Raw genomic sequence first — 24189 nt, forward strand, 5'->3', positions numbered from 1 at the left:
CATGGCGAGTTTCCGGCTCACCACCAAGGTGCAGGTCAGCGGCTGGCGCTTCCTGCTGCGCAGGGTGGAGCACGCGATCGTGCGACGGGACACCCGCATGTTCGACGACCCGCTGCAGTTCTACAGCCGCGCGGTCTCGGCAGGCATCGTGATCGCCGTCCTGATCTGCCTGGGGGCGGCGCTGCTGGCCTACTTCAAGCCGCTTGGAAAGCGGGGCGCTGACACGCTTCTCGTCGACCGCACCACCAACCAGCTCTACGTCGTCATCCCAGGCTCCGACCAGTTGCGGCCCGTCTACAACCTGACATCGGCGCGACTGGTGCTCGGCAACGCAGGCACCCCGGTCGCGGTGAAGTCAGACGAGTTGGACCGGATGCACAAGGGGCAGCCGATCGGCATTCCGGGTGCGCCCTATGCCACGCCGGTCGGCGGCGCCAGCTCGACCTGGACCTTGTGCGACACCGTGGCCAAGCCCGAGAGCGTGGCACCGGAGATGGAGACATCGGTTGTCGTGCAACCCCTTTACCTCGACTCCTCGGTCGGCCCGATGCGCCCCGACGAGGGCCTGTTGGTGTCCTACGAGAACGATAACTGGCTGGTGACCGAGACCGGGCGGCACGCCATCGATCTGTCTGACCGCGCGGTGACGTCGGCGGTGGGCGTCCCCGTCACCTCCAAGGCGACGCCGATCTCGGAGGGTGTCTTCAACGCGCTGCCCAACGCCGGGCCGTTGCGGCTGCCTGCGATCGCGCGCTTCGGCGAGCCCAATACCGTTGGCCTGCCACCGAATCTGGTGATCGGTTCGGTGTTCATGGCGCTGACCGAAGACGGAGAACAGCATTTCGTGGTATTGCCCGACGGCGTGGCGCGGATCAACGGCACCACCGCGGCGGCACTGCGCGCCACCAACTCGTTCGGCCTGGTGACACCACCGTCCGTCGAGGCCAGCACGGTCGCCAAGATCGCCGAGCAGGTCTACGGCTCACCGCTACCGGACGAGCCGCTGGAGATCCTGCTGCGCGAGGATGCGCCGACGCTGTGCTGGTCATGGCAGCGCGAGCCGGGCGACCAGGCGCCCAAGACCACCGTCATCGCGGGGCGTCACCTGCCGATCGCACCGTCGGCCATGAACACCGGCATCGACCAGATCGGTGGCGATGCAAAGGTTTACATCGACGGCGGTAAGTATATTCGGCTGCAATCGCCGGACCCACGCTACGGCGAGAGCCTCTACTACATCGACCCGCAGGGTGTGCGTTACGGGCTGCCCGACGAGGAGACGGGAAGCACCATCGGCCTCAGTGCGCCGGTGACCGCGCCGTGGCAGGTGGTCAGCCTGTTGGTCGACGGTCCTGTGCTGTCCAAGGAGGCGGCGCTGATCGAACACGACACCCTGCCGCCAAACCCCAACCCGCGCAAGGTCCCCGACGGCACCAACGCCGGCGCGCAACCCGTCACCGCGAACACCGGAGGCGGCCGGTGACCACCAAGAAGTTCACGCCGATCATCAAACGCGGGCCACGGCTTACACCCGGTGAGATCAACGTGACCCCGCCCGACGACCTCGGCGTCGAGATCCCGCCGTCGGGCATTCAGAAGGCGCTGCCTTGGGTCATGGGCGGCGGCATGCTCGGCATGATCGCGATCATGATCTTCACCGGCATCCGGCAGCTCTCGCCGTACATGCTGATGATGCCGCTGATGATGGTGATGGCCACCGTCGGCTTCATGGCGGGCGGCGGTCCGGGCGGCAAGAAGGTGCCCGAGATCAACGCCGACCGCAAGGAATACCTGCGGTACCTCGCGGGTCTCCGGACCCGCGTGACGTCTTCGGCGACCGCTCAGGTGACGTTCTTCAACTATCACGCACCGCATCCCGACGATCTGCTGTCGATCATCGGGACCAACCGGCAATGGTCACGTCCGACCAATGCCGACTTCTTCTCGGCGGTGCGCATCGGCCTCGGTACCGAGCCTGCGGTGGACCGGCTGCTCAAGCCCGCCGTCGGCGGCGAGCTGGCCGGACCGCAGGGCGCCCCGGCACCGCATCTGGAACCAGTCAGCCACATGTGGGTCACCAAGTTCCTGCGCACCCACGGTTTGATCCACGATTGCCCGAAACTGGTGCAGCTGCGCACCTTTCCGACCATCGCGGTCGGCGGCGACCCGGACGCAGCCGCCGGTCTGCTCACGGCGATGATCTGCCATCTCGCGGTGTTTCATCCGCCGGACCTGTTGCAGATCCGGGTGCTCACCGACAACCCGGAGGATCCGAATTGGGCCTGGCTCAAATGGCTTCCGCACGTACAGCACCAGACGGACACCGACGCCGCCGGTCCGACGAGGCTGGTGTTCACGCGACCGGACGGGTTGAGCGACCTGACCGCTCGCGGCCCGCACACGCCCGACGCCACCCCGAGCGGACCGTACGTCGTCGTCGTCGACCTCTCGGGCGGCAGGGCCGGCTTCCCGATTGACGGCCGGGCCGGCGTCACCGTCCTCACGCTCGGCAACCATCGCGGCTCGGCCTACCGAATTCGCGTCGACGCCGACGGCACCGCCGATGACCGGTTGCCCAACCAGACGTTCCGGTTGGTGACCTCGGCGACCGACAAGATGACTCCGGAGCAGGCGAACCGCATCGCGCGCAAGCTCGCCGGATGGTCCATCACGGGAACCATCATCGACAAGAGTGTGCGTGTACAGAAGAAGGTTGCCACCGAATGGCACCAGCTCGTCGGCGCGCACACGATCGAAGACGTGACGCCCAGCAGGTGGCGGATGTTCGCCGACGCGGACCGGGACCGGCTGCGTATCCCGTTCGGTCACGAACTGAAGACGGGCGACATCATGTATCTCGACATCAAGGAGGGCGCGGAGTTCGGTGCCGGCCCGCACGGGATGCTGATCGGTACAACGGGTTCCGGCAAGTCAGAGTTCCTGCGCACACTGATCCTGTCGCTGGCGGCCACCCACCATCCGGATCAGATCAACCTGCTGCTCACCGACTTCAAGGGTGGCTCGACGTTCCTGGGCATGGAGCGGTTGCCGCATACCGCCGCGGTCGTCACCAACATGGAGGAAGAAGCCGAGCTCGTCAGCCGCATGGGTGAGGTGCTCACCGGTGAGCTGGACCGCAGGCAGTCGATCCTGCGGCAGGCCGGCATCCAGGTTGGCGCCGCGGGTGCGCTGTCAGGCGTCGCCGAGTATGAGAAGCACCGGGAGCGCGGCGCCGACTTGCCGCCGTTGCCAACCCTTTTCGTGGTCGTCGACGAGTTCGCCGAGCTACTGCAGAACCACCCGGACTTCATCGGGCTGTTCGACCGGATCTGCCGCGTTGGCCGGTCGCTGCGGGTGCACCTGTTGCTCGCCACGCAGTCGCTGAACACCGGAGGCGTGCGTATCGACAAGCTCGAACCCAACCTCACGTACCGTATCGCGCTGCGCACCACGAGTTCGGCCGAATCCAAGGCAGTGATCGGAACGCCTGAGGCGCAATACATCACGAACAAGGAGAGCGGCGTCGGGTTCCTGCGGGTCGGCATGGAAGACCCCGTCAAATTCCACAGCGTGTACACCGGCGTCAACTATGTGCCGACCACGTCGGTACAGGACAACGGTGAAGTCACGCCGCGTGTTCAGACTGCGGACCGGATACGCATCCGCCAGTTCACCGCCGCGCCGATCTTCGATACGGCGGTGACATCATGACAACGACACCGGAACAGCGGGTACTGCGCGAGGTCATCATCGACCAGCTCGACATCGGCGAGACCCGTGCCTACCGGATGTGGTTGCCGCCGTTGTCGGATCCGACCCCGGTGAACGAGCTCATCGAACGCGATCATCAGTGGCAGCCGCTGCGATTCGGCTTGGGAATCATGGACGAACCGCGTCGGCACCGCCAGGAGGTCTGGGGCGTCGACGTCTCGGCGGCCGGCGGCAACATCGCCGTGGGTGGCGCGCCTCAGACGGGCAAGTCCACGTTCCTGCAGACTCTCGTGCTCTCCGCGGCGGCCACGCATACTCCGCGCCAGGTGCAGTTCTATTGCATCGACCTCGGCGGCGGCGGCCTGATGTACCTGGAGGACCTGCCGCACGTCGGCGGTGTGGCGACGCGAGCGGAACCAGACAAGGTGAACCGGGTCGTCGCCGAGATGAAAGCCGTTCTGCGCCAACGAGAAGCGCTGTTCAAGCAGCTGCGGGTGGGGTCCATGGCGGCGTATCGGCAGATGCGTGCAGATCCGAACCACCCCGCCGCCGCCGACCCATTCGGTGACGTGTTCATGGTCATCGACGGCTGGCCAGCATTCGTCGCGGAGTTCCCCGACCTCGAGCCCACGGTGCAGGACATCGCCGGGCAGGGTCTCCAGTTCGGTGTGCACACGGTGATCTCGACCCCGCGCTGGACCGAGCTGAAATCACGCATCCGCGACTACCTCGGCACCAAGATCGAATTCCGGCTCGGCGACGTTAACGAGACTCAGATCGACCGCATCACCCGCGAGATCCCGCAAAATCGGCCAGGTCGCGCTGTGTCTATGGAGAAGCACCACCTGATGATGGGCGTCCCCCGGCTCGACGGCGTGCACAGCGACCACGAACTCGTCACGGCGATGTCCAACGCGGTGGAGGCCATCAGCGAGCAGAACACCGAACAGGCACCCAAGGTGCGGGTGCTGCCCGAGCGCATCTACCTGCACGAGCTGGATCCGAACCCCCCCGGCCCCGACAGCGACTACCGCACGCGGTGGACGGTGCCGCTCGGCGTGCGCGAGGCGGACCTGTCGGTGGCGTATAACCACATGCACCTGACGCCGCACCTGCTGATCTTCGGCGCTCCGAAGTCGGGCAAGACCCAGATCGCGCACGCGGTGGCCCAGGCCATCTGCAGGCGCAACGACCCATCCCAGGTGCGGTTCATGCTGGCCGACTATCGCTCGGGGCTGCTCGATGCGGTACCGCAAAGCCACCTGCTGGATGCGGGGGCGGTGAACCGCAACCAGTCAGCGCTGGAAGTGTCGATCCAGGCACTCGCCGGCAACCTGCAGAAGCGGATGCCTCCGCCGGACCTGACCACCTCGCAGTTGCGGTCGCGGTCATGGTGGAAGGGCCCGGACGTGGTGCTGCTGGTTGACGACTGGCACATGATCGTCGCGGCCAGCGGGATGGTCCCGCCGATGGCACCATTGTTTCCGTTGCTGCCCGCGGCGGCGGACATCGGCCTGCACATCATCGTGACCTGCCAGATGAGCCAGGCGCATCGGGCCACGATGGACAAGTTCGTGGGTGCCGCCTACGGCGCCGGTACCCCCACGCTGTTCCTGTCTGGGGAGAAGGTGGACTTCCCCTCACGCGAGATCAAGGTGCAGCGGCGGCCTCCTGGCCAGGCCTTTCTGGTCTCACCGGATGCCAAAGAGGTCATCCAGGCGGCCTATGTGGATCCACCCGAAGAAGAAGTGTTCTGAGCACCCCTCAGACGTGGTTAGTATTAATCGGAGACGTCCTAGCAAACATAGATTTCAGTGCGAGCGACGGGGTCGGGGGAAGATTCCAGACGCACCGGCTATGCAGCTAGGCCCTTTCATAAATGAATATTCAGGCAATTCATCTATATGTAGGGAGATAGCGCAATGCAACCCTTGGAGCACAACCCGGGAGCTGTCGGCATCGGCACACAGGTAGTCGCAAACGGTGTTCGCGGTCTGGCCGCTGGCACCGTCGCCGCCGCTGCGGTTTCCGCACTGGTGCCCGCCGGTGCCGACGAGGTCTCCGCCCAGGCGGCCGCGGTCTTCGCCAAGGAGGGTGTCGAGGCCCTGGCGTTGAATACGTTTGCTCAGGAAGAGCTATCCCGCGCAGGGGCGGCCTACGTAGAGATCGCGGGAGTTTACGAAGCGGTCGACAGCGCCAACGCCGCCACCTTCTGACATCTCGCTGACCGACTTCGTAGGCGAGGAATCAATATCTGATGGAGTGGCATGGAATGCCGCCGGAGGTGAACACTGCGCGGCTGATGCTGGGTGCCGGGCCGGCACCCATGCTCCAGGCTGCCGCGGGGTGGGAAGCCCTGGCGATATCCCTCGAGACTCAGGCCGATGAACTGGCCGCGAGTCTGGCTGCCCTGACATCGGTATGGAGTGGTTCAGCCAGTGAGCGGGCCGTCTCCTCGACCATGCCGATGGTCACCTGGCTGAGGACGGTGTCCGCGCAGGCGATGAAGCGGGCGATGCAGGCCATCGCGCAGGCCAACGCCTACACCACCGCGATGGCGACCACGCCTCCGCTGGCGGAGATCGAGCAGAACCACATCACCCACGCGGTGCTCGAGGCCACCAACTTCTTCTGGGTCAACACCATCCCGATCGCATTGAACGAGATCGATTACTTCGTGCGGATGTGGAATCAGGCCGCCGGGGCGATGGACGTCTACCAGGCCGAAACCCTGCTGAACCTGATGTTCGAGCTGATCGCGCCGCCGAAGCCGGTCGTGATGCCCGGCGTCGGCGAGAGCGGGGCGGCCGCGGCGCTGGCATCGGCGGCGGCCATGGCGCCCGCGGCCGCGATTCGCAACGCCGCGATCGCGCAGGTCAGCGCGCAGGGCAAGGCCGAGTCGGTCGCCCTTATCGCCGGCCAGGCCGCCGGACAGGCCAGCATGGCCGAGCAGCGCGCGCAAGGCTCCGTTCAGCGCGCGGACAACGAGGTTCAGCAGACCGGCCAACAGAGCCAACTACCGCAGCAGGGCATGCAGATGGGCATGCAGATGGCGTCGCAAATCGGATCGGCTGTCGGTCAGATTCCGCAGCAGGCCAGCCAGATGATCATGCAGCCGATGCAGCAGCTGACGCAGCCACTGCAGCAGGTGTCATCGCTGTTCAGCAGCCTGGGCGGCGCTGACAAGGCCCAAATTGGCCTGATCGGTGCCAGTCCGCTGTCCAATCATCCATTGGCCGGCGGCTCGGGTGCGGGCTCGGGTGCCGGGCTGGTCCGTGCGGCGTCGCTGCCCGGCGCGGGTGGCACAGCGCCACGAACCCCGTTGTTGGCCAACCTGATCGGCGAGAGCAAGCCCTTGGTGTCGACCGGTGCCGCCGCGGGTGCGGGCGGTATGGGTCTGGCGCCCGTCGGAGCAGGCGGGGGGATGGGCCCGATGGGAGCGATGGGCCAACGTGGGAAGAGCGGCGGGTCCAAGCAGGGGTTGACGGCGCCGTCCGTGCTGCCCCAAGACCTCAGCGAAGACGAAGAAGACGACTGGTAACCACAGACTTCCCGGTCCCGTGACCGGAAAGACTCGCCATCGCGTGGTGAGGACACAGGAAAGAGAAAAGGAAGCACACAATGCCAGCAGGAATGGAAACCGATGCTGCTGTCCTCGCCAAAGAGGCCGGCAACTTCGAACGAATCTCGGGTGAGCTCCAGGCCATCATGAGTCAGGTCGACGCCACCGCGAATGGCCTTCGGCCGGCGTGGCAGGGCGATTCAGGTACTGCCGCCCAGGCGGCGCTGGTCCGCTACCAGGAGGCGGCCCAGACCCAGCGCACGTTGTTGGACGAAATCAGCATGAATATCCACAGTTCGGGCACGGACTACACGGCCACTGACACCGATCAAGCTTCGGTGGTGCAGACCGCAATGACCAATATGGGCATCTGACCCAGATCAATCGCAGAGGAAGGACAGAGGATGAGCTCTACTGGACAACAGGTATGGAATTTCGGCGCGATTGAGGGCGGGGCCGGCGAGGTCGGAGGCGCCGCCGCGCGAGTGCACGGGCTACTCGATGAGGGTAAGGCGTCGCTGGCGGCGCTCCAGTCGGTCTGGGGCGGCAGCGGTTCCGAGGCTTACCTAGCCGTGCAGACGCGCTGGGACAACACGTCTCTTGAGTTGAACACAGCGCTCCAACAACTGGGCCATGCCATCAGTGAGGCTGGCATGACCATGGCCCAAACAGAAGCGGCCGTTACCGCAAAGTTCGTCTAGCACGACGGCGCACGCAGGTGGGCGAGGGTGCCGCCCAAAGGGGCCCGTCAACCCCGCCCACCGCGTGCGCCGTGACTTCTAGCAATGAGAGGTACTCATGTCGGCAGATTATGACCGGCTTTTCCACGCTTCAGGGTCCTCGGTGGACGCTATGCCGACAGCCGACGACGCGGATCGCGATGTCGCCGTCACCGGCCCTGGCCGTAGCGAAGTGACACCGCCCGCGATGCCCGTCGATCCGAACAAGACTCAGGCCGCCGCCGCGCCGGCACCGCGCCAGACTGAGGTCACGACGCAGATGCCGGCCGCACGCCCGGCCGCGCCGCAGCGCCCGCAGCCCAACGGGATGATGCGGACACCGAAGGCGACCGGACCGGCAGGTGCCCGCTTCGAACAACAGCGGCCGGCGCCGATACCCGCCCCACGGCCGGCACCTGCACCCGCGCCGTCGCAGCACTTCGCCGAAAGCCCTTCCGACATGGATTTGGTGCGTCGCGTGGGCCAGCCCGCGCAGACGTCGGCGGCGACGATCGGCAACCATCGCGCCATCGATGCGCTGTCGCACGTCGGCGTGAAGTCCGCGGTGAAGATGCCTTCGCAGCGCGGCTGGCGGCACCTGCTGTACCTGCTGACGCGTATCAATCTCGGGTTGTCACCCGACGAGCTCTACGAGATGGATCTGCACACCCGGATCCGCCGAAATGCGCGCGACTCGTATCAGATTGGCGTCTTCGGGTTGAAGGGCGGTGTCGGCAAGACCGCCATCACCGTCTCGCTGGGTTCTGCGCTGAGCAAGGTGCGCGGCGACCGGATCTTGGCCATCGACGCGGACCCGGACGGCGGCAACCTCGCCGATCGCGCGGGACGGCAGTCGGCGGCGACGATCGCAGATCTGCTGTCGGACAAGGAACTTGCGCGGTACAACGACATTCGCGCGTATACGAGCATGAACGGCTCGAACCTCGAGGTCCTGTCGTCCGACGATTACAGCGCCGCGCGCCGAGAGTTCAACGACGAGGACTGGAAAGAAGCGACGAGCATCGTCTCGCGTTACTACAACCTGGTGTTGGCCGACTGCGGCGCCGGGCTGTTCCAGCCCGCTGCTCGCGGCGTGCTTTCGACGGTTTCCGGTCTGGTGATCGTGGCGAGCGCCTCGATCGACGGTGCACGTCAGGCCGCGATCACCATGGACTGGTTGCGGCAGAACGGATATCAGGATCTGCTGGGCCGCTCGTGCGTGGTGATCAACCACGTGGTGCCGGGCAAGCCAAACATCGATATCGAGGATCTGGTGCAGCAGTTCGAGCGCCATGTCCCGCCGGGGCGAGTCATAGTGTTGCCGTACGACAAGCACATCGCGGCAGGCACCGAGATCCAACTCGACCTGCTCGGTAAGGACTTCCGGCGCCGGGTCATCGAGTTGGCCGCGGCCTTGTCCGACGACTTCGACAGGCTCGAACGGCGTTGACCTCCACCGCCGCCGCAGCACCGGCGTCGGGTGTGACGCCTGGCCGCCCGTCGACCACACGCGTGACGATCCTGACCGGTCGGCGGATGACCGACCTGGTGCTGCCGGCGTCGGCACCGATCGAAACGTACATCGATGAGACGGTTTCGGTGCTGGCCGAGCTACTCGAGGACACGCCGAAGGATGTCCTCGCCGGGTTCGACTTCTCGGTGCAGGGGGTGTGGGCGTTCGCGCGCCCGGGCGCACCGCCGCTGAGATTCAACGAGTCGTTGGATGACGCGGGTGTGGTCGACGGGTCGCTGCTGACGCTGGTTTCCGTCAGCCGGACCGAACGTTATCGGCCCCTGGTCGAGGACGTGATAGACGCTATCGCGGTACTTGACGAGTCGCCCGAGTTCGATCGCACCGCATTGAATCGGTTTGTCGGCCTGGCGATTCCATTCACCGCGCTGGCGGTGTCGGTGATGTCGTTGGTGGCATGGGCGCGCAGCGGTCACGCGTGGTGGTGGGCGGTGGCGCTGGCCGTCCTCGGGCTGGGACTGTTGGGCGGCAGCATGCTGGCGACCAACCGGTACCAGAACATCAACATGTCGGAGAGTCTGCTGGTCGCGTCGATACCCACACTGGCGGCAGCGGCGGCGCTCGCCGTCCCGCTGCCGATCGGCTACGGCGGGCTCGGCGCGCCGCAAGCCGCGGGTGCGGCCGCGGTGGTGTTGTTGTTGACGCTGGCGACCCGAGGCGGACCGCGCAAAAGGGCCGAGCTGGCTTCGTTCTTGGCGGTCGCGTCCATCGCGGGGTCCGCGGCGGCTGTCGCGTTCGGTTATGGATGGCAATACTGGGTGCCCGCCGGCGCAATTGCATTCGGCCTGATCGTCGTGACCAACGCGGCCAAGCTGACCGTTGCGGTGGCTCGGATCGCGCTGCCGCCGATTCCCGCACCCGGCGAAACCGTCGGCAGCGAGGAACTTCTCGACCCCGTCGCCGCTCCCATGGGCGACGAGTCACCGACGTGGCAGGCGATAATCGAGTCTGTGCCGGACTCCGCTGCGCGGCTGCACGAGCGCAGCCAGTTGGCGACGCGGTTGCTTATCGGGTTCGTCACCGCGGGTGCGCTGGTCTTGGCGATCGGCGCGATCACCGTTGTGGTGCAGGGACACTTCTTCGTCCACAGCATGATCGTCGCGGGCCTCGTCACGTCGATCTGCGGCTTCAGGTCTCGGCTCTACGCCGAACGCTGGTGTGCGTGGGCGTTGTTGGCGGCGGTTGTCGTGATTCCGACGGGCTTGATGGTGAAGCTGTCGTTGTGGGATCCCGACCGCGCGTGGCTGGTGCTCGCCCTGTATGTGGCGTTGGGAATCGTCACGCTGATCGTCATCGGAGCGGCCAGCAGCGTGCAGCGGGTGTCGCCGGTGACCAAGCGAATCCTCGAATTGGTCGACGGTGCCGCGATTGCGGCGATCATCCCGTTGCTGTTGTGGATCGCCAGCGTGTACGACCTCCTGCGAAATTTGAGGTTCTGATTGCGAGGGGAGCGAGCGATGAGCGGTAACCTACCCGGGTTCGATCCCGAGGTGCTGCGCACTGCGACAGTGGCTTTCGGTGATGCAGCCGACGGTCTGAGCCGCATTCGGGCCGACGAGGTCGTCGGTGATGCCGCCCCGTCGCTGGGTCAGTTGCTCACCGCCGAGTCATGCCGCAGGGCGCAGGAGGGCATCACCGCGGCGCTTACCGAGGCGATCGAGAGTGTGCGGGAGTACAGCGAAAGGCTGGATGACGCTGTGCGTGCCTATTCTCGTCAGGATCAACAGGTCGCCGACGACATCGGCAACGTCGACATCCCGAGCTGACATCATCACAGAGGCACCCCGGCACTGTCCTTGAATGCTGCGAAGAACGCGTTGTTCCCGTCTTCGAATCCCTTTGTGCCGATGTAATTCTGCAAATCAAGGTAGTACGTGCGCATGGCGTTGATGGAGAACGTGTTCTCGACCGCAGCGGGTGACATCAGGCGGCCGTCCTGGACGTACTTGCTGACGATCGCGGGGTTGGGATCTGCCGGCACCAGGATGGTCGCGACCCGCACCGCCATTTCGCTGGTTGCCGGGCCGCTGGATGGTGTCGGGATGTCGCTGTCCGCCAGTTCGATCGCGCCATACGCGGCGCCGAGCAGTGAACCCGCTGCCTTGAGGGCGGCAACAGACTCGTCGCTGTCCGGTGGGGCCGCAGCCGCGGCCTCCTCGTACTGCTCGGCGGCGGCCTGTGAGGCCTCAACGGCTGTGCGTCCGGCCTCGGGGTCGGCGACGAAGACCGACAGCAGGTTTCGTAATGCCAACGGGTCGTCCGCCATCTGGGCGCGGAGGGAGTCGAACGCGCTCTGGCGACCGCCGACAAGTTGGCCGAGGTGGGGCGCCAGCGCGGTGGCGTAGTCGCGGACCAGCTGTGGATTCATTTGTGCTGCCGAAACTTTCGTGAGACCGAGGAACCCGGAGTCCAGCGCCATCAAGTTGCCATGGTTGGTGATGAGGTACCCGGCCAACGGTGCGGCACCTTGGTTCGCAGCGCCGTCGTCCTCGCCGATCCAGGTGAAGCGCGCCCCGGCAGCCGCGCCGTCGTCATCCCATTCGTGCGTCGTCACGGCGTTGAGGACGTCGTCGCCCCGGTCGCTGGTGAGCATGCTGAGCATTTCCGACGGAGAATCTGGTGGCAGCTCCGGAGTGGAAGTGCCGCAGGCAGACACGGCGACGAGAGCTGCTGCGAGGACGCCGAGAGGCCTGATCATCCGCCTGGCTCGAATATGGGGAAACCATCGGCGGTCTCGTCGTCGATGACAGCGTATGTCTCGAGCAGTCGCTGGATCATCAGCGTGTATGCCTGCGGGACACTGCGGAAAGCTTCCGACAGATTGGGCGGGGGCGTCGTCACCCCGTCGTCGGAGATCTCCCAACCTTGGCCCCGCAATTCGCCGACCATGTCCAGCAGCGCCGTACGCGCCGAGTTGAGCTGCCCTCCGCCGGAGGCCAGAACGCCTTGCAGGGTGTGCAGTCTGTCGCGCAGCGCTTCCTGAACGGTGAGGTTCTGTTCACCGCGGGCGATCGCCGCGTCGGCCGCTCCCCCTGTCCAACCGTCACGCAGTTCGGCGAGCGATTCGCGCTGCATCGTGATCAGGTTGTCGAGCTGTGAGGCCATGGCGCCCACGTCGGCGGCAGCCGATACCAGACGCTCCGGCTGTGACGCCTCGACGGCTGAGATGGAAGTGGCCACGAACTGATTATCGCGGGTAAGTAGATGCACTATTTGCAGTTCTTGGAATGCGGCGGCAAACGGTGCGAGAAGGGCTCGCAGATCTACGTACAGTGAGCGAGTGTTGCTGCTGATTCTCCAGGTGGCGCTGCTGGTGTTCATCGCGTCCGGCGTGCTCGCGATCGCGATTGTGTACGTCGTTCGCAGGCGCAAGGTGAGTTATCGGCACAAGATCGATCCAACGCTGGGCACGCTGGGGGAGATGGGCATGGTGCCGCCGACGCCGCTACCGGAGTGGGCGCTCTGGGACGAATCGCAACAGGACGGTCCCGACGATAGGTCCGCGTCGCGCTAGACGGTCGCTTCGGTCGCGATGGCGTCGGACATCAGCACGCTCAGGTGTTGCCAGTAGATCCAGTCGGCAATTGCGGCGCGCTGGTCAGCCGGGTCGACGGTGGTGTGGGCGCGGTACAGGGCTAGTTCCTGCGCATGCTCGGCATAGGTGACGAACGCCTCGATTTGCACGACAGCGCGCTCGGGCGCATTGCTCAGGAGCGGACGGAACACCTCGAACCACAATTGCGCTCGTTTGTCCTCGGGCGCATTGGCATCGGCCTGAGCCGGCGGCAGGAGATCGGGTAGTCCGGTGCTGCTGACCGCGGCGAGCTTGACCGCGGCGTCGGGGGCAATCACCTGGAGGCGGTGCCGACCTTCCATGGTTCCGCTCTCGGGGATGTCGTCGGGGCGCAGAACGATCTTGGGCGCTCCAGGGTCGAACCCCTTGAACTGGTCCTCGGTGGCGATGACGGCGCGAAGGTCGGTGTTGTGGTGTTGAGCCCAACCATGAAGGGCGAGAATTGGATACGTCGTCCAGGTGCCGCGGACCGTCGCGGGGATGCTCTCGTCGGCGGTGGCCATGGTGACTTGTTCGGGCAGGTTCACACCGTCGGGGATGTAGCCGAGCCCGTAGTTGTTGGCGACGACGATGGAGCCGTCCTTCGCAAGGCCGGTGAGCCAGACGAAGCCGACGTCGGTGATGCCGACGTTGAGGGCGGCGGCGATACGTTGGGCGAGCACGGCGGGATCGTTGCCGGGCGAACGACGGCGCAGGGCCCCGGCGGTGGCTGCTGCGGCGGCGGCCTCGCGGTGGGCGCGGGCGGCCGAAACCGGCACGGGCGCAGGGGCTCCCACAGTGCTGGCACCGGCGGCCGCGGTGGGGGGCGGGACGGCTGGCGCGACGGGGCCAGCGGGTGCGACGGGTGCGGCGGGCGGTGGTGTGGCCGGCTGGCCGAGTGGTACGGGCGGTGCGGCTGGAGCACCGGGACTCGGCGCGGGCGCGATGGGCGCTGCAGTCCCGCCGGTCGGACCCGAGGCGGCTGGAGGAGGCGGCGCGGTGGACGCAGGTGCGTCGGGAAGGGCCGGGGAAGCGAGAGGCTGCGGTGTAGGCGCCGAGCCCATCGGTACGGACGGTTGTGTCGGTTGGATGGGTGGCATTTGTGCCGCGGCGCGGGCCGCCGATTCGGCCATGGCGCGGTTGAATTCGGTCAGCTGCTGTGCAGGAGTGGTAGGTGCGGCGCTGGCGGCCGGCGCGCTGGGTGTGGGTGTCGCGGACGGCACCGAAGGACTCGAGGGGCTCGACACCGGGCTGGATGGCGACCCGATACTGGGCGCCGACGGCGCACTGGGAGCGCTTGGCGCGCCTGGTATTCCGGGAAGGCCAGGTATGCCGGGAGCTGGTGCTGGAGGTGCTTCGATGGGAGGCGCTTCGGCGGGCGGAAGCGGTGGTGGGCTCGCCGGCTTGTCCTCTCCCCCAGAGCTTGCGACCTGTGGCAGATCTTCTGCCGTGGAGGGTATCTCCGCGGGTTCCGCGGGCAGATCGGCGGGTGCGTCCTCGCCCACCGCTTGCGGAACATTTTCAGCAGGTGGCGGTCCAGCTGGCGCCGCCGGCGCCTCAGGTGCGGGAGCGAGACTTGGTTCCCCGCCCTTTAGATTTCTGACTAGAAGAACGCGATTGTCCGGGTTCTCCTTGCCCGCGACTGACTCGGTGGGAGCGACTCCGAGATTTTGGTTGCCCGGCGGTGGCCTCCCCGACACCTGCGATCCGGCCAACGCGACGACGTCGGCGTTCTCTCCGCGGGTCGCGTCCACAATGGCCTGAACCGCCGATTCCTTCTCGGAAGCTGACCCTCCCGCACCGTTTATCAAATCGATGAGATCGTTGGCCTTATCGACGTTCTCGATGATCGCGTTCTTGGCATTGACGATCGCGGTCACGCTGTCACGGAAGAGCTTTGCCGAGGCGTCGAGTCGGGCCTTGACCCCTTCAAGATCTGTGATCCGTCTGTCGAGGGCGCCGCTGGCCGCCGTTGCGCCACCACCCGACCAGATTCCAACGCCACCGAACATTTGGAGGCGTTGCTCTTTTGCGGCGTCGAGTTGCGAGCCAACCGTGGTCGAAGTCGTTTCGAAGGCTTCTGCGCAAGAGCGGAGTGTGTCCTCATCGACTTCAGGCCACGCCGGAGGTGCAGTCATCCCATGTGGATCCCGTGGCCTGCCGATGCCCATGGGCTAACTTCCCGAAGCTCTGCACGCATCAGCGACAGCGGAGGTGATGCCGGCGGATGCTGCGCCGAAGTACGAGTCAGCGGTCGAGTATGAGGGCAGTGCACTCGCGTAGGCTCGTCGATACTGGGCAGCAGCTACTGCGAAATCCTGCAGCGTTGGATTGCTGCTCTGTAAACCGAGATTCTCTATGTCGTCCGCTAGTGAATTCATCAGCGGAATGACGTCGTCTACCACCTTGCGCTGCTCAGGGTTCCACTTGCTCGCCGGGATAGCTGGGTCCAGAGACTGCCATGCTGTTGTATTGGCGTCGAACTGTTCAAGCACGCGGATGAATTCGGCGCATGTGTCATCGGAATCGGCCAAGAACATTTGGGGATGGTTTGGATCGGTAAGCGGCGCCAGCACAGTCGGGCTCGGTGCGCTGCCCACAAGAGGAGCACGCGCAGGAGCAGCCTCATAGGTAATGGTGGCGCAGATACGGGTGACAGCATTAGACGTACCGCCGGCAACACCAACCAATAGATTGTCCGGCTTGGTGTAGTTGGGAATTGCATCTGCATATGCGCGCGCGTACGAGATGAACTGCTCGTAGAGCTCTCGCATGACTCTGTGCGGAGTAACCCTTGCTATCTGGGCGGTCTGGTCGGCTGCGCGACGCATGGCATCGGCGACCTCTTCGTATTGTCTCCGTTGCTCTGGTGTCCATTGCGTCGCTGGTACTGACCGGTCTCGATCGCCCCAGCCATTCCGCTGCTTCTCTCCCAGGGTCTTGATGATCGGAGTCCAAGCAGCGCAACTCGGATCTTCGGTGATGATGTTCGCGGGGCCCTTGTCGTCGGCGCTCGCCAATCCGAAGGTCTCGCCTGTGGGTGACGGACCGTCGTCTGCATCATCCTTCGTGACCGAAATCGTCACTGCTGCAGTCACTCCGATGACCACAAGCAAGGCAATCGCGCCGAGCCCCCACTTCCAGCCATTGCCGCGCTTCTTCGGCACCGGTCCGACGCCCCACGGCTGCTGCGGACCCGGATAGCCTTGTGGCGGATAGGGATTCCCAGGCGGCGGCGGACCCCCAGGAGGAGGCGGAGGTGGCGGCCCGTCAGGCGGCGGGAAACTCACAGCGCGATCTCCGGGCCGGACTCAGCAGGACGTGTGGGCGCAGGCTTCGACGCAGCCGGTGCCGGCGGTGTGGGCCCTTGCGCACCTACGTCCGGCACCCGCTCACCACCCGAACTCGAAGCCCCAGGTGCCGCTTCGGATCGCGGCTCCGTCTTCTCCTCGTCGGGCCGCTCCTCGCGCGCCTCTTCCGGCATCAGCGTCTCGTCCTCGGCAACCTTCTCGTCACCCCCGCCGGACTGCGCCATCTGAGCCGCCTGCTGCACAGCGGTCTGAACGCCCTGCATCATCGCCTGTGGGATCGCGGCGGCCATGCCCGCCAACTGCATCGGAATCTGCGCGGCCTGCTGAGCCAGCTGCATCGGCATCTGCATCAGCTGGCCCATCTGATCGGACTGTCCCGCGCCCGCTGCCGGGGCGCCCGCCGCGCCCGAACCAACCGATCCCGCCGCACCTCCGCCCACTGTTTGGCCGCCCCCGCCAGCACCATCCACGTCCTCGAGGATCCCCAACTGCTTGAGGATCTCCTCGGCGATCCGTCGATCGGCGGCGTCATAGCTATCCGCGGCCTCCATGACGTTCCGGGCAAAGCGGGCCAGTTCGTCTTTGGCGATCGGCATCTGAGCAAGCACCGGATCGACCACCTCGGACACCCGGCCCGCGATCGCCGTCGACAGGGCATCTGCTCCAGAAGGGCTGAACGAGGCGGGCGGTTCCGGGAGCAATCCCGCGATGGTCTCCAACTTGCCGCCGGACTGACGGACCAGCGCGGTATCGACCCGCAAATCCTCAGTCACGCTTACTCCCCATGGCAATCGGCTTCGCGCTGAGTGCTTGGCAAGCCCCCTGCGCCATCACGACGAAAATGCTACCGGAACTGCAATATCGCCACGTGCACCAATTCCGCCGACCCGACCTCGACGAATGGGCGTAGCGGCATCGTCATCTACGAGGATGTCGCCCGCAGAAAGAGCTTCCGCCGGCTTCGCAAAGGAAAATGACTGTGACTGCCCAAACAACCACCCCTATATCGCCGAGCAAATGTGCGGCCGCCGACGAGTGTGGAGTTTCCTCACGCGAACGGCACCCACAGCGTGCGGGTAACCCACGTTCGGCGGAGGTAGCCGATAAAGAGGCGCTAGCTAGCCGCCGAGTGCGGCGATCAGATCCTTGATCCGCGAGGTCTCTTCCTCGGTCGCGGGCTCCTCCACCTCGACGGCCTCGATCAGGTCCTTGCGCAGACCCACACCGTTCGCCGCCTCCTTGGTGGACAGCTTCGCCCGCCCGCGCGCCACATACAGCCGCTGACCCAGCGTCGCGCTGGGCCCATTGGCCGCCGCTTCCATCAGATCGTCGTAGCGCCCGCGCACAGCGCTCAGCGCGACGACCACCGACGGCGTCGCGCGACTACGCCCGGCCGCGTCGGTCAGCGAGCCGATGAGCTTGCGCAGCCCCACCAGAATCACCCCGGCGCGATCTGCGAACTCCGGATCTTGAGCGTCCGGCAGGGCGTCGATTGCCACGTCGTACATGTGCATCGCCGCGTCGGACATGCCGACAATTACTGGAGCTTCGCCGTCATTGGGTGCTGAATCAGCCACAGCCACTCGCTTCTTCCACGGATCGAGACGGACGAAACCGTAGCCCGTCGGGACAGTCTGTACAACCGCTAGGAAACCAGCAAACAGCGGGCCGACGAACGTCGATTCCGGGCGGTTCAATTCCGTCGGACATGGGTAGGTTTGAACCTTGTATGGACTTGAGCAACCACGACCCAGCCGAAGGTAGCCACGTCGAGAACGGCGTGGTGGAACATCCGACCGCAGAAGACTTCGAACACGCCCGCGCGCTGCCTGAGGACCGCACCTGGTTCAAGCACGCGGTCTTCTACGAAGTCCTCGTGCGCGCCTTCCACGACTCCAACGCCGACGGCAGCGGTGACCTACGCGGTCTGACCGAGCGGCTGGACTACCTGAAATGGCTTGGCGTCGACTGCCTTTGGCTGCCGCCCTTCTACGACTCCCCGTTGCGTGACGGCGGCTACGACATCCGCGACTTCTACAAGGTGTTGCCGGAGTTCGGCACAGTCGATGACTTCGTCGAGCTGCTCGACGCGGCACACCGCCGCGGCATTCGTGTCATCACCGACCTGGTCATGAACCACACATCCGATTCACACGAGTGGTTTCAGGAGTCCCGACGCAACCCCGACGGCCCCTACGGCGACTACTACGTCTGGAGCGACACCAGCGAGAAGTACCAGGACGCCCGCATCATCTTCGTCGACACCGAGGAGTCCAACTGGACTTACGACCCGGTGCGACGCCAGTTCTACTGGCACCGCTTCTTCTCACACCAGCCCGACCTGAACTACGACAACCCTGCCGTGCAGGAAGCCATGATCGACGTCCTGCGCTTCTGGCTGGATCTCGGCATCGACGGCTTCCGCCTGGACGCCGTGCCCTACCTCTTCGAGCGAGAGGGCACCAACTGCGAGAACCTGCCTGAGACGCACGGCTTCCTGCGCCACTGCCGCAAGGTCATCGACGACGAGTTCCCCGGCCGCGTCCTGCTCGCCGAGGCCAACCAATGGCCGGCCGACGTGGTCGAGTACTTCGGCGATCCGAAAACCGGCGGCGACGAATGCCACATGGCGTTCCACTTCCCGCTGATGCCAAGGATTTTCATGGCGGTGCGGCGTGAGTCGCGCTTCCCGATCTCCGAGATCATGGCCCAGACGCCCGATATTCCGGAGATGGCGCAGTGGGGCATCTTCCTGCGTAACCACGACGAGCTGACACTCGAGATGGTCACCGACGAAGAACGTGACTACATGTACTCCGAGTACGCGAAGGATCCTCGGATGAAGGCCAACGTCGGCATCCGGCGAAGGCTCGCGCCGCTACTCGAGAACGACCGCAACCAGATGCAGTTGTTCACCGCGCTGTTGCTGTCACTGCCCGGTTCGCCGGTGCTGTACTACGGCGACGAGATCGGGATGGGCGACATCATCTGGCTCGGCGACCGCGACGGCGTCCGCACGCCGATGCAGTGGACACCCGACCGCAATGCGGGGTTTTCCACCGCCAATCCGGGCCGGCTCTATCTGCCGCCCAACCAGGACCCGATCTACGGTTACCAGTCGGTGAATGTCGAAGCGCAGCGAGACAGTTCGACGTCGCTGCTCAACTGGACCCGCACCATGCTGGCCGTGCGGCGACGCCACGACGCATTCGCGATCGGCGCATTCCGCGAGCTTGGCGGCTCGAATCCGTCGGTGCTGACGTACGTTCGGGAGATGGAAGACGAGGAACAGGGTGGCACCGTGTTGTGTGTCAACAACCTGTCGCGCTTCCCGCAGCCCATCGAGCTGAATCTTCAGCACTGGAACGGGTACACCCCCATTGAAATGACTGGGCACGTCGAGTTCCCACGCATCGGACAGCTGCCGTACCTACTCACACTGCCCGGCCATGGGTTCTACTGGTTCGCACTGCGCGAACCCGAACCGGAACCTGGAGCTGCGCCGTGAACCTGCCCTTCGCCGAATGGCTGCCGCATCAGCGCTGGTACGCCGGCCGCAGCCGCGAACTCGCGTCCGCCGAGCCCGCTGTCCGCGTCCCGTTGCGCGACGACATGGAACTCGTCCTGCTCGACGTGTCGTACACCGACGGCGGCTCGGAGCGTTACCAGGTCATCGTTCAGTGGAACCACGAGCCCATCGAGGAGTTCGCGGATGCGGCCACCATCGGGACAGACGGCGACCGCACCGCGTATGACGCTCTCTACGACCCGGAGGCCGGACAGTACCTGCTGTCGCTGATCGACGCGTCCGCGACCGTCGGGGAGGCGGACGCGGCGGTGCGCTTCCAGAAGGAGCCCGACGCCACGCTGCCGCTCGACATCGCGCCGAGACTGATGGGTGCCGAGCAGAGCAACACCAGCGTGGTGTTCGAGCAGGAAGCCGTCCTGAAGATCTTCCGTCGCATCACACCCGGCACCAACCCGGACATCGAACTCAACCGGGTCCTGGCGCGAGCGGGCAATCACCATGTGGCACAGCTGCTGGGCTCCTTCGAGACGACGTGCGACGGCGAGCCCTGCGCGCTGGGGATGGTCACCGCGTTCGCGGCCAACTCCGCCGAGGGTTGGGACATGGCGCTGGCGAGCACCCGCGATCTGTTCGCCGAGGGCGATCTTTACGCCGACGAGGTCGGCGGCGACTTCGCCGGTGAGTCCTTCCGTCTCGGTGAAGCTGTCGCCTCGGTGCACGCGACGCTCGCCGAGAAGCTCGACACCGAATCGACTCTCTTTCCGGCCGACACCATGCTGGAGCGTCTAGCGGCGGTGGCCAACGCGGTGCCCGAACTCCGGGAATACGTGGAACTGATCGAGGAGCGCTACCGCAAGCTCGCCGAGGAGTCGATCGTCGTGCAACGCATCCACGGCGACCTCCACCTTGGCCAGGTGCTGCGGACTCCGGAGAGCTGGTTGGTGATCGATTTCGAAGGCGAGCCGGGACAACCGCTGGACGAGCGCCGGCGGCCCGATTCGCCGTTGCGCGACGTGGCCGGAATGCTGCGGTCGTACGAGTACGCCGCGTACCAGCGGCTGATGGACCATTCCAGCGACTCCCGGGACGACGACCTGGATCGACAGCTGGCCGCGCGGGCCCGCGAGTGGGTGGACCGCAACGCCGGCTCGTTCTGCGAGGGTTACGCCGAGGTATCAGGCGCGGATCCCCGCGAGGCCGGACCGTTGCTGCTGGCCTACGAACTCGATAAGGCGGTGTACGAGGCGGGCTACGAAGCGCGGCACCGGCCGAGCTGGCTGCCGATCCCACTGAAGTCGATCGCCCGGCTCGTCGGATGACGAAAGATATTGCGCTGCTGCCTGATATCTGACTATCGAGGGGAGTGCCACCATGGCGAAGTACTCACTCAACGACGACGCGGTGGCCAAGGCGCGGGACCTGATCGACGCGCGCCAGTACGTGCTCGACAGCGACTGGGGAGACGTGCAACCCCGCGCCGACGACCAGAACTCCTACCTCGAGTCGCACTCCTGGGAGGACTACGCCCGGTGGCATCTCGGGCTCACCGAGGGCGCAACCGACGGCACCAAGGCGCGGTACGCGTTCGTCTATGGTGACCTGCGGAGACTGCACCGCACGGGCCTGATCGCCTGCGTCTACCGGGCGTCCGAATGGCGACACAAGGACATCGAGATCGCCGCGCACCAGCTATTGCAATATCTGGACGCCAAGACCGGGCTGAAGCCCACCCGACCTATTGACGGAGCATGAGACTCACAGGAGGTGAGTCGGCAACCGCGGCCGCCGCTAGGTGCCGCCGACCCCCGGCCCTAACTCCGGCCCCCCCGGCCAGCGGCGGAAGAGAAATCTCTCCGCCAATGCGGCGACCACGGTTGCTATAGTTCGCGACCGTACCATACGAATTAGTACGATTCGGGCTATTACGCCGCAAGATTGCTGGCGCACAACACTTCTGCGAGTTGGCGGATTTGCCGCTCAGGCGAACACAACGTCCGAAGGGCCCGCGGCTGACGCCCTGAGCAATCTACTGACCCGGTAGTCAGCGGCTGCCGCGAGCCGTAGCATCCGAGTTTGTCACTGCGGCTGACACATCACGGCGACCGCCGACCGTGGGGTCCTGACTATCCGAGGAGACGAAAATAGTGCGGTCTATCCACGCCGGCATGGCGATGTGCGCGGTCGTGATTTTGGCCGGGTGCGGAGCGGCCGTCGAGAAGAGCACAAGCCCGACCTCCTCCCCCGGAACGGCGACATCATCCGCCCCGTCTTCACCCACCACAAACACCACGCCACCCCCTCCGACGTTGGTCCCCGCGGCGGCCGGTCCCGACCTACTGCTCAAACGCAGCGAACTCAGCGAGATCATCAGTGCCACCGACCTTGCCGAAACCGAGGCCTACACCGGGCCGCAGAAGTCCAACGTGAAGATCGAGCCGTGGCCGTGCCGATCCCGGGCACTCGTCGGAGAGACCGGGGTGTTGGTCAACAAGCCGACCCTGGTGGGCAATGCCAACCGCGGCGCGAACGGCCAAGCCGTGACGCAGATGGTCGCCATCTTCGAGAAGCCTGGCGACATCACCAATCAGGGTGGTGCGATGTGGCTGATCGAGGACGAATGGCGCGACTGCCCCGACGGCGACATCTTCTTCATCGAACTCGACCCGGCCAACAACCAACGTTGGGTGCCCTATCCGATCACCACCGGCCCTGATCGCATCGGCACGACCTTCAAGCGCGACGGGTTGCCCCGCAACTGTCACCACGTCGTCGCACACCGGGGCAACGTGATGGCCGAAGTCCTCGTCTGCGGCGACGGGGACAACACAGCGCCGGCCAACACCGTCGCCGACCGAATTCTGGCCAAGGTGCCGACATAGCTGTTCAGTGAACTGATCGAGCGCGTCGGCGCTTCCGCGAGCCGCTAAGGTACCCCCATATGGGGTTCTACCCGCAGGGAACGCCGGTCGGCGCACTCCGCACTCGCCGCACAGGGGCATCAGCGCGTCGGGTCTCCGGTGCAGTTGCGCTGGCAGCGGCCGTGATCGCCACGGCGTGCACCACGGTCATCGATGGAGCGGCGCACCGGTCGGCGGGCGGGCCGCCGCCTGGAGCCGTGGACGTCAGCCTGCTCGACACCGGTAACTACCCCACGCGGTCCGCCCCTCCCCTCGGAGCTGCCGGCACCCCGGAAAGGGGCGGGCTGGTCGAAGGCGCGCGAATGGCCGAGCACGTCGTCGGGCCGTGGGACGTCGATATGGCACTCACAAAATCGGCGAGGCCGACCACCGTGTTGCACAATCCCGCAGCGCTTCAGCAGCTCTTGACCGAGGACATCGCCTTTGCGGCGGGCAAACACAACTATGTCACGGGGTTCTCCTCGGCCCGACGTACGGAGCCCGATCGCTTCAGCCTGGTCAACGCGGTGCTGCGCTTCGCCGATCCCCCATCAGCGGCGGCCGCGGCCACCGAATTCGCTGACCTGACTTTGCAGCCCGGCATCAACGACAACTTGCCCCAGGCGCAGCCGGTGACCATCCCCAATCATCCCGGCACCCGCGCCTCCATCTACGAGACCACCCCGCCCGGTTCGACCACCCCGAACATCAATGTCGACGCCTACACCGCCCACGGCCCCTTTGTACTGATCCAGTCCGCCAGCACCCCTGACGGGGTCGGTCCCGCCGCCGATATGGTCGCAAAGACACTGGATCAGCAGATCCCGGCCATCGACACATTCGCGCCCACCCCGGTATCGGAGCTTGGCGGCCTCGCCGTCGACGACGGCGGGCTATTGGCGCGTACCATCCCATTCATCGGCGATGCGATCCCCGTCGGTGCGAACCTGGTGTACGGGCCGCATGCCGCTCTGCATTTCCAGACCTCCCCGCTGACATCAGCGCAGCTGTTCACTGACACGGGCATGGACCCGTGGGCCAGGGGTAAAGCCACTGTGTATCAGGTTCGCGACGGTGAGGCAGCGGCAAAGATGTTCGAGCAGTTCACGTCCGAACCGCAGGCCTCCGGAGACAAACCGGCGGCGGCTGTGCCGAATATGCCGGACTCGCGCTGCTTCCAGCATGAGGAGCCACTAAGCAAATACGTAGTGTGCTTCGCCGCCGTTGACCGGTATGTCATCGAAGCCGGGTCGGCCCAGATCGCCGATGCACACCAGTTGAGCGCCGCGCAGTACACCATGCTGGTGGCCTCATGAACCCGGCCGTGCACGCCTCCTCCACACCCACTGCGCGACAGCCGTTCTACCCGTTCACAG

The 24189-nt window shown here is 65.6% G+C and carries 22 protein-coding genes; 16 read left to right on the forward strand and 6 right to left on the reverse strand.

All coding sequences use genetic code 11. The annotated features are described in order from the left end of the window. Position 1 precedes the first annotated feature (1 nt). The 10 genes from eccB (at position 2) to M1248_RS05505 (ending at position 11289) form a co-directional block, all read left to right on the forward strand. The gene (eccB, locus tag M1248_RS05460; RefSeq protein ID WP_317147772.1) at positions 2-1483 is read left to right on the forward strand and encodes a type VII secretion protein EccB; all 1482 of its coding nucleotides are present in this window, start codon (positions 2-4) and stop codon (positions 1481-1483) included. After that, complete coding sequence (eccCa, locus tag M1248_RS05465) at positions 1480-3711, forward strand: type VII secretion protein EccCa (protein WP_317147773.1); 2232 nt, start codon at positions 1480-1482, stop codon at positions 3709-3711. Before eccB ends, eccCa begins: the two co-directional genes overlap by 4 nt. Continuing rightward, a complete protein-coding gene (eccCb, locus tag M1248_RS05470; protein ID WP_317147774.1) occupies positions 3708-5468 on the forward strand; it encodes a type VII secretion protein EccCb in 1761 nt (586 codons plus the stop codon). Before eccCa ends, eccCb begins: the two co-directional genes overlap by 4 nt. A gap of 165 nt (positions 5469-5633) precedes the next feature. After that, positions 5634-5927, forward strand: a complete 294-nt coding sequence (locus M1248_RS05475) for a PE family protein (RefSeq protein WP_163732728.1) — start codon at positions 5634-5636, stop codon at positions 5925-5927. Between the two features lie 41 nt (positions 5928-5968). After that, the gene (locus tag M1248_RS05480) at positions 5969-7252 is read left to right on the forward strand and encodes a PPE family protein (protein WP_163732731.1); all 1284 of its coding nucleotides are present in this window, start codon (positions 5969-5971) and stop codon (positions 7250-7252) included. An 80-nt stretch (positions 7253-7332) separates the two neighbouring features. Then, on the forward strand, positions 7333-7647 hold the full coding sequence (locus M1248_RS05485; RefSeq protein ID WP_232076248.1) for a WXG100 family type VII secretion target: 315 nt from the start codon (positions 7333-7335) through the stop codon (positions 7645-7647). A 30-nt stretch (positions 7648-7677) separates the two neighbouring features. Then, positions 7678-7974 carry a WXG100 family type VII secretion target gene (locus M1248_RS05490; RefSeq protein ID WP_163732734.1) on the forward strand — a complete coding sequence of 99 codons (297 nt, stop codon included), beginning with the start codon at positions 7678-7680 and terminating at the stop codon, positions 7972-7974. Positions 7975-8071: 97 nt separating this feature from the next. After that, positions 8072-9442, forward strand: coding sequence for a MinD/ParA family protein (locus tag M1248_RS05495; protein WP_317147775.1), 1371 nt, complete (start codon positions 8072-8074; stop codon positions 9440-9442). Continuing rightward, entirely contained in the window at positions 9439-10962 is a 1524-nt protein-coding gene (gene eccD / locus M1248_RS05500; RefSeq protein WP_317147776.1) for a type VII secretion integral membrane protein EccD, read from the forward strand. The genes M1248_RS05495 and eccD overlap by 4 nt, the downstream gene beginning before the upstream one ends. Positions 10963-10980: 18 nt before the next feature. Continuing rightward, positions 10981-11289, forward strand: a complete 309-nt coding sequence (locus M1248_RS05505) for a type VII secretion target (RefSeq protein WP_317147777.1) — start codon at positions 10981-10983, stop codon at positions 11287-11289. 5 nt (positions 11290-11294) lie between these two features. On the opposite strand, the gene M1248_RS05510 is transcribed toward M1248_RS05505, so the two are convergent. Both M1248_RS05510 and M1248_RS05515 read right to left on the reverse strand, forming a co-directional pair. Then, entirely contained in the window at positions 11295-12116 is an 822-nt protein-coding gene (locus M1248_RS05510) for a hypothetical protein (protein ID WP_317147778.1), read from the reverse strand. A gap of 101 nt (positions 12117-12217) precedes the next feature. After that, entirely contained in the window at positions 12218-12703 is a 486-nt protein-coding gene (locus M1248_RS05515) for a WXG100 family type VII secretion target (protein ID WP_163732777.1), read from the reverse strand. A 100-nt stretch (positions 12704-12803) separates the two neighbouring features. Here M1248_RS05515 and M1248_RS05520 point away from each other — a divergent pair, with 100 nt between their 5' ends. Beyond that, positions 12804-13037, forward strand: coding sequence for a hypothetical protein (locus M1248_RS05520; RefSeq protein WP_163732780.1), 234 nt, complete (start codon positions 12804-12806; stop codon positions 13035-13037). Here M1248_RS05520 and M1248_RS05525 read toward each other — a convergent pair. From M1248_RS05525 to M1248_RS05540, 4 genes are all read right to left on the reverse strand, one after another. Continuing rightward, positions 13034-15088 (reverse strand): hypothetical protein, encoded by a 2055-nt coding sequence (locus M1248_RS05525; RefSeq protein ID WP_317147779.1) that lies wholly within the window; start codon positions 15086-15088, stop codon positions 13034-13036. The two genes, M1248_RS05520 and M1248_RS05525, sit on opposite strands and share 4 nt — an antisense overlap. A 162-nt stretch (positions 15089-15250) precedes the next feature. Further along, the gene (locus M1248_RS05530) at positions 15251-16243 is read right to left on the reverse strand and encodes a hypothetical protein (RefSeq protein WP_317147780.1); all 993 of its coding nucleotides are present in this window, start codon (positions 16241-16243) and stop codon (positions 15251-15253) included. Between the two features lie 119 nt (positions 16244-16362). After that, positions 16363-17160: a hypothetical protein gene (locus M1248_RS05535; protein WP_317147781.1), complete on the reverse strand. Its 798-nt coding sequence runs from the start codon at positions 17158-17160 to the stop codon at positions 16363-16365. 345 nt (positions 17161-17505) lie between these two features. Then, positions 17506-17895, reverse strand: a complete 390-nt coding sequence (locus tag M1248_RS05540) for a hypothetical protein (protein ID WP_163737989.1) — start codon at positions 17893-17895, stop codon at positions 17506-17508. 221 nt (positions 17896-18116) lie between these two features. Here M1248_RS05540 and treS point away from each other — a divergent pair, with 221 nt between their 5' ends. The 5 genes from treS to M1248_RS05565 all read left to right on the forward strand — a co-directional run bounded on the left by treS (position 18117) and on the right by M1248_RS05565 (position 24129). Continuing rightward, positions 18117-19895, forward strand: a complete 1779-nt coding sequence (gene treS, locus M1248_RS05545) for a maltose alpha-D-glucosyltransferase (RefSeq protein ID WP_163732795.1) — start codon at positions 18117-18119, stop codon at positions 19893-19895. Continuing rightward, the gene (locus tag M1248_RS05550; RefSeq protein WP_317147782.1) at positions 19892-21235 is read left to right on the forward strand and encodes a maltokinase N-terminal cap-like domain-containing protein; all 1344 of its coding nucleotides are present in this window, start codon (positions 19892-19894) and stop codon (positions 21233-21235) included. The genes treS and M1248_RS05550 overlap by 4 nt, the downstream gene beginning before the upstream one ends. A gap of 52 nt (positions 21236-21287) precedes the next feature. Then, entirely contained in the window at positions 21288-21668 is a 381-nt protein-coding gene (locus M1248_RS05555; RefSeq protein WP_163732801.1) for a hypothetical protein, read from the forward strand. 392 nt (positions 21669-22060) lie between these two features. Then, the gene (locus M1248_RS05560; protein WP_317147783.1) at positions 22061-22795 is read left to right on the forward strand and encodes a sensor domain-containing protein; all 735 of its coding nucleotides are present in this window, start codon (positions 22061-22063) and stop codon (positions 22793-22795) included. 59 nt (positions 22796-22854) lie between these two features. Then, the gene (locus tag M1248_RS05565; RefSeq protein WP_317147784.1) at positions 22855-24129 is read left to right on the forward strand and encodes a hypothetical protein; all 1275 of its coding nucleotides are present in this window, start codon (positions 22855-22857) and stop codon (positions 24127-24129) included. The last annotated feature ends 60 nt before the right edge of the window (positions 24130-24189 follow it).

Origin of the sequence: Mycobacterium sp. 29Ha, from assembly GCF_032883055.1 — a bacterium.
GTDB classification, from domain to species: Bacteria; Actinomycetota; Actinomycetes; order Mycobacteriales; family Mycobacteriaceae; genus Mycobacterium; species Mycobacterium gallinarum.

Bases quoted from the DNA above. Each gene is read 5' to 3' on its own strand.
- eccB (WP_317147772.1), top strand. From the start codon at position 2: ATGGCGAGTTTCCGGCTCACCACCAAGGTGCAGGTCAGCGGCTGGCGC.
- eccCb (WP_317147774.1), top strand. From the start codon at position 3,708: ATGACAACGACACCGGAACAGCGGGTACTGCGCGAGGTCATCATCGAC.
- M1248_RS05475 (WP_163732728.1), top strand. From the start codon at position 5,634: ATGCAACCCTTGGAGCACAACCCGGGAGCTGTCGGCATCGGCACACAG.
- M1248_RS05480 (WP_163732731.1), top strand. From the start codon at position 5,969: ATGGAGTGGCATGGAATGCCGCCGGAGGTGAACACTGCGCGGCTGATG.
- M1248_RS05485 (WP_232076248.1), top strand. From the start codon at position 7,333: ATGCCAGCAGGAATGGAAACCGATGCTGCTGTCCTCGCCAAAGAGGCC.
- M1248_RS05490 (WP_163732734.1), top strand. From the start codon at position 7,678: ATGAGCTCTACTGGACAACAGGTATGGAATTTCGGCGCGATTGAGGGC.
- M1248_RS05495 (WP_317147775.1), top strand. From the start codon at position 8,072: ATGTCGGCAGATTATGACCGGCTTTTCCACGCTTCAGGGTCCTCGGTG.
- M1248_RS05505 (WP_317147777.1), top strand. From the start codon at position 10,981: ATGAGCGGTAACCTACCCGGGTTCGATCCCGAGGTGCTGCGCACTGCG.
- M1248_RS05510 (WP_317147778.1), bottom strand. From the start codon at position 12,116: ATGCTCACCAGCGACCGGGGCGACGACGTCCTCAACGCCGTGACGACG.
- M1248_RS05525 (WP_317147779.1), bottom strand. From the start codon at position 15,088: ATGTTCGGTGGCGTTGGAATCTGGTCGGGTGGTGGCGCAACGGCGGCC.
- M1248_RS05540 (WP_163737989.1), bottom strand. From the start codon at position 17,895: ATGTACGACGTGGCAATCGACGCCCTGCCGGACGCTCAAGATCCGGAG.
- treS (WP_163732795.1), top strand. From the start codon at position 18,117: ATGGACTTGAGCAACCACGACCCAGCCGAAGGTAGCCACGTCGAGAAC.
- M1248_RS05555 (WP_163732801.1), top strand. From the start codon at position 21,288: ATGGCGAAGTACTCACTCAACGACGACGCGGTGGCCAAGGCGCGGGAC.
- M1248_RS05565 (WP_317147784.1), top strand. From the start codon at position 22,855: ATGGGGTTCTACCCGCAGGGAACGCCGGTCGGCGCACTCCGCACTCGC.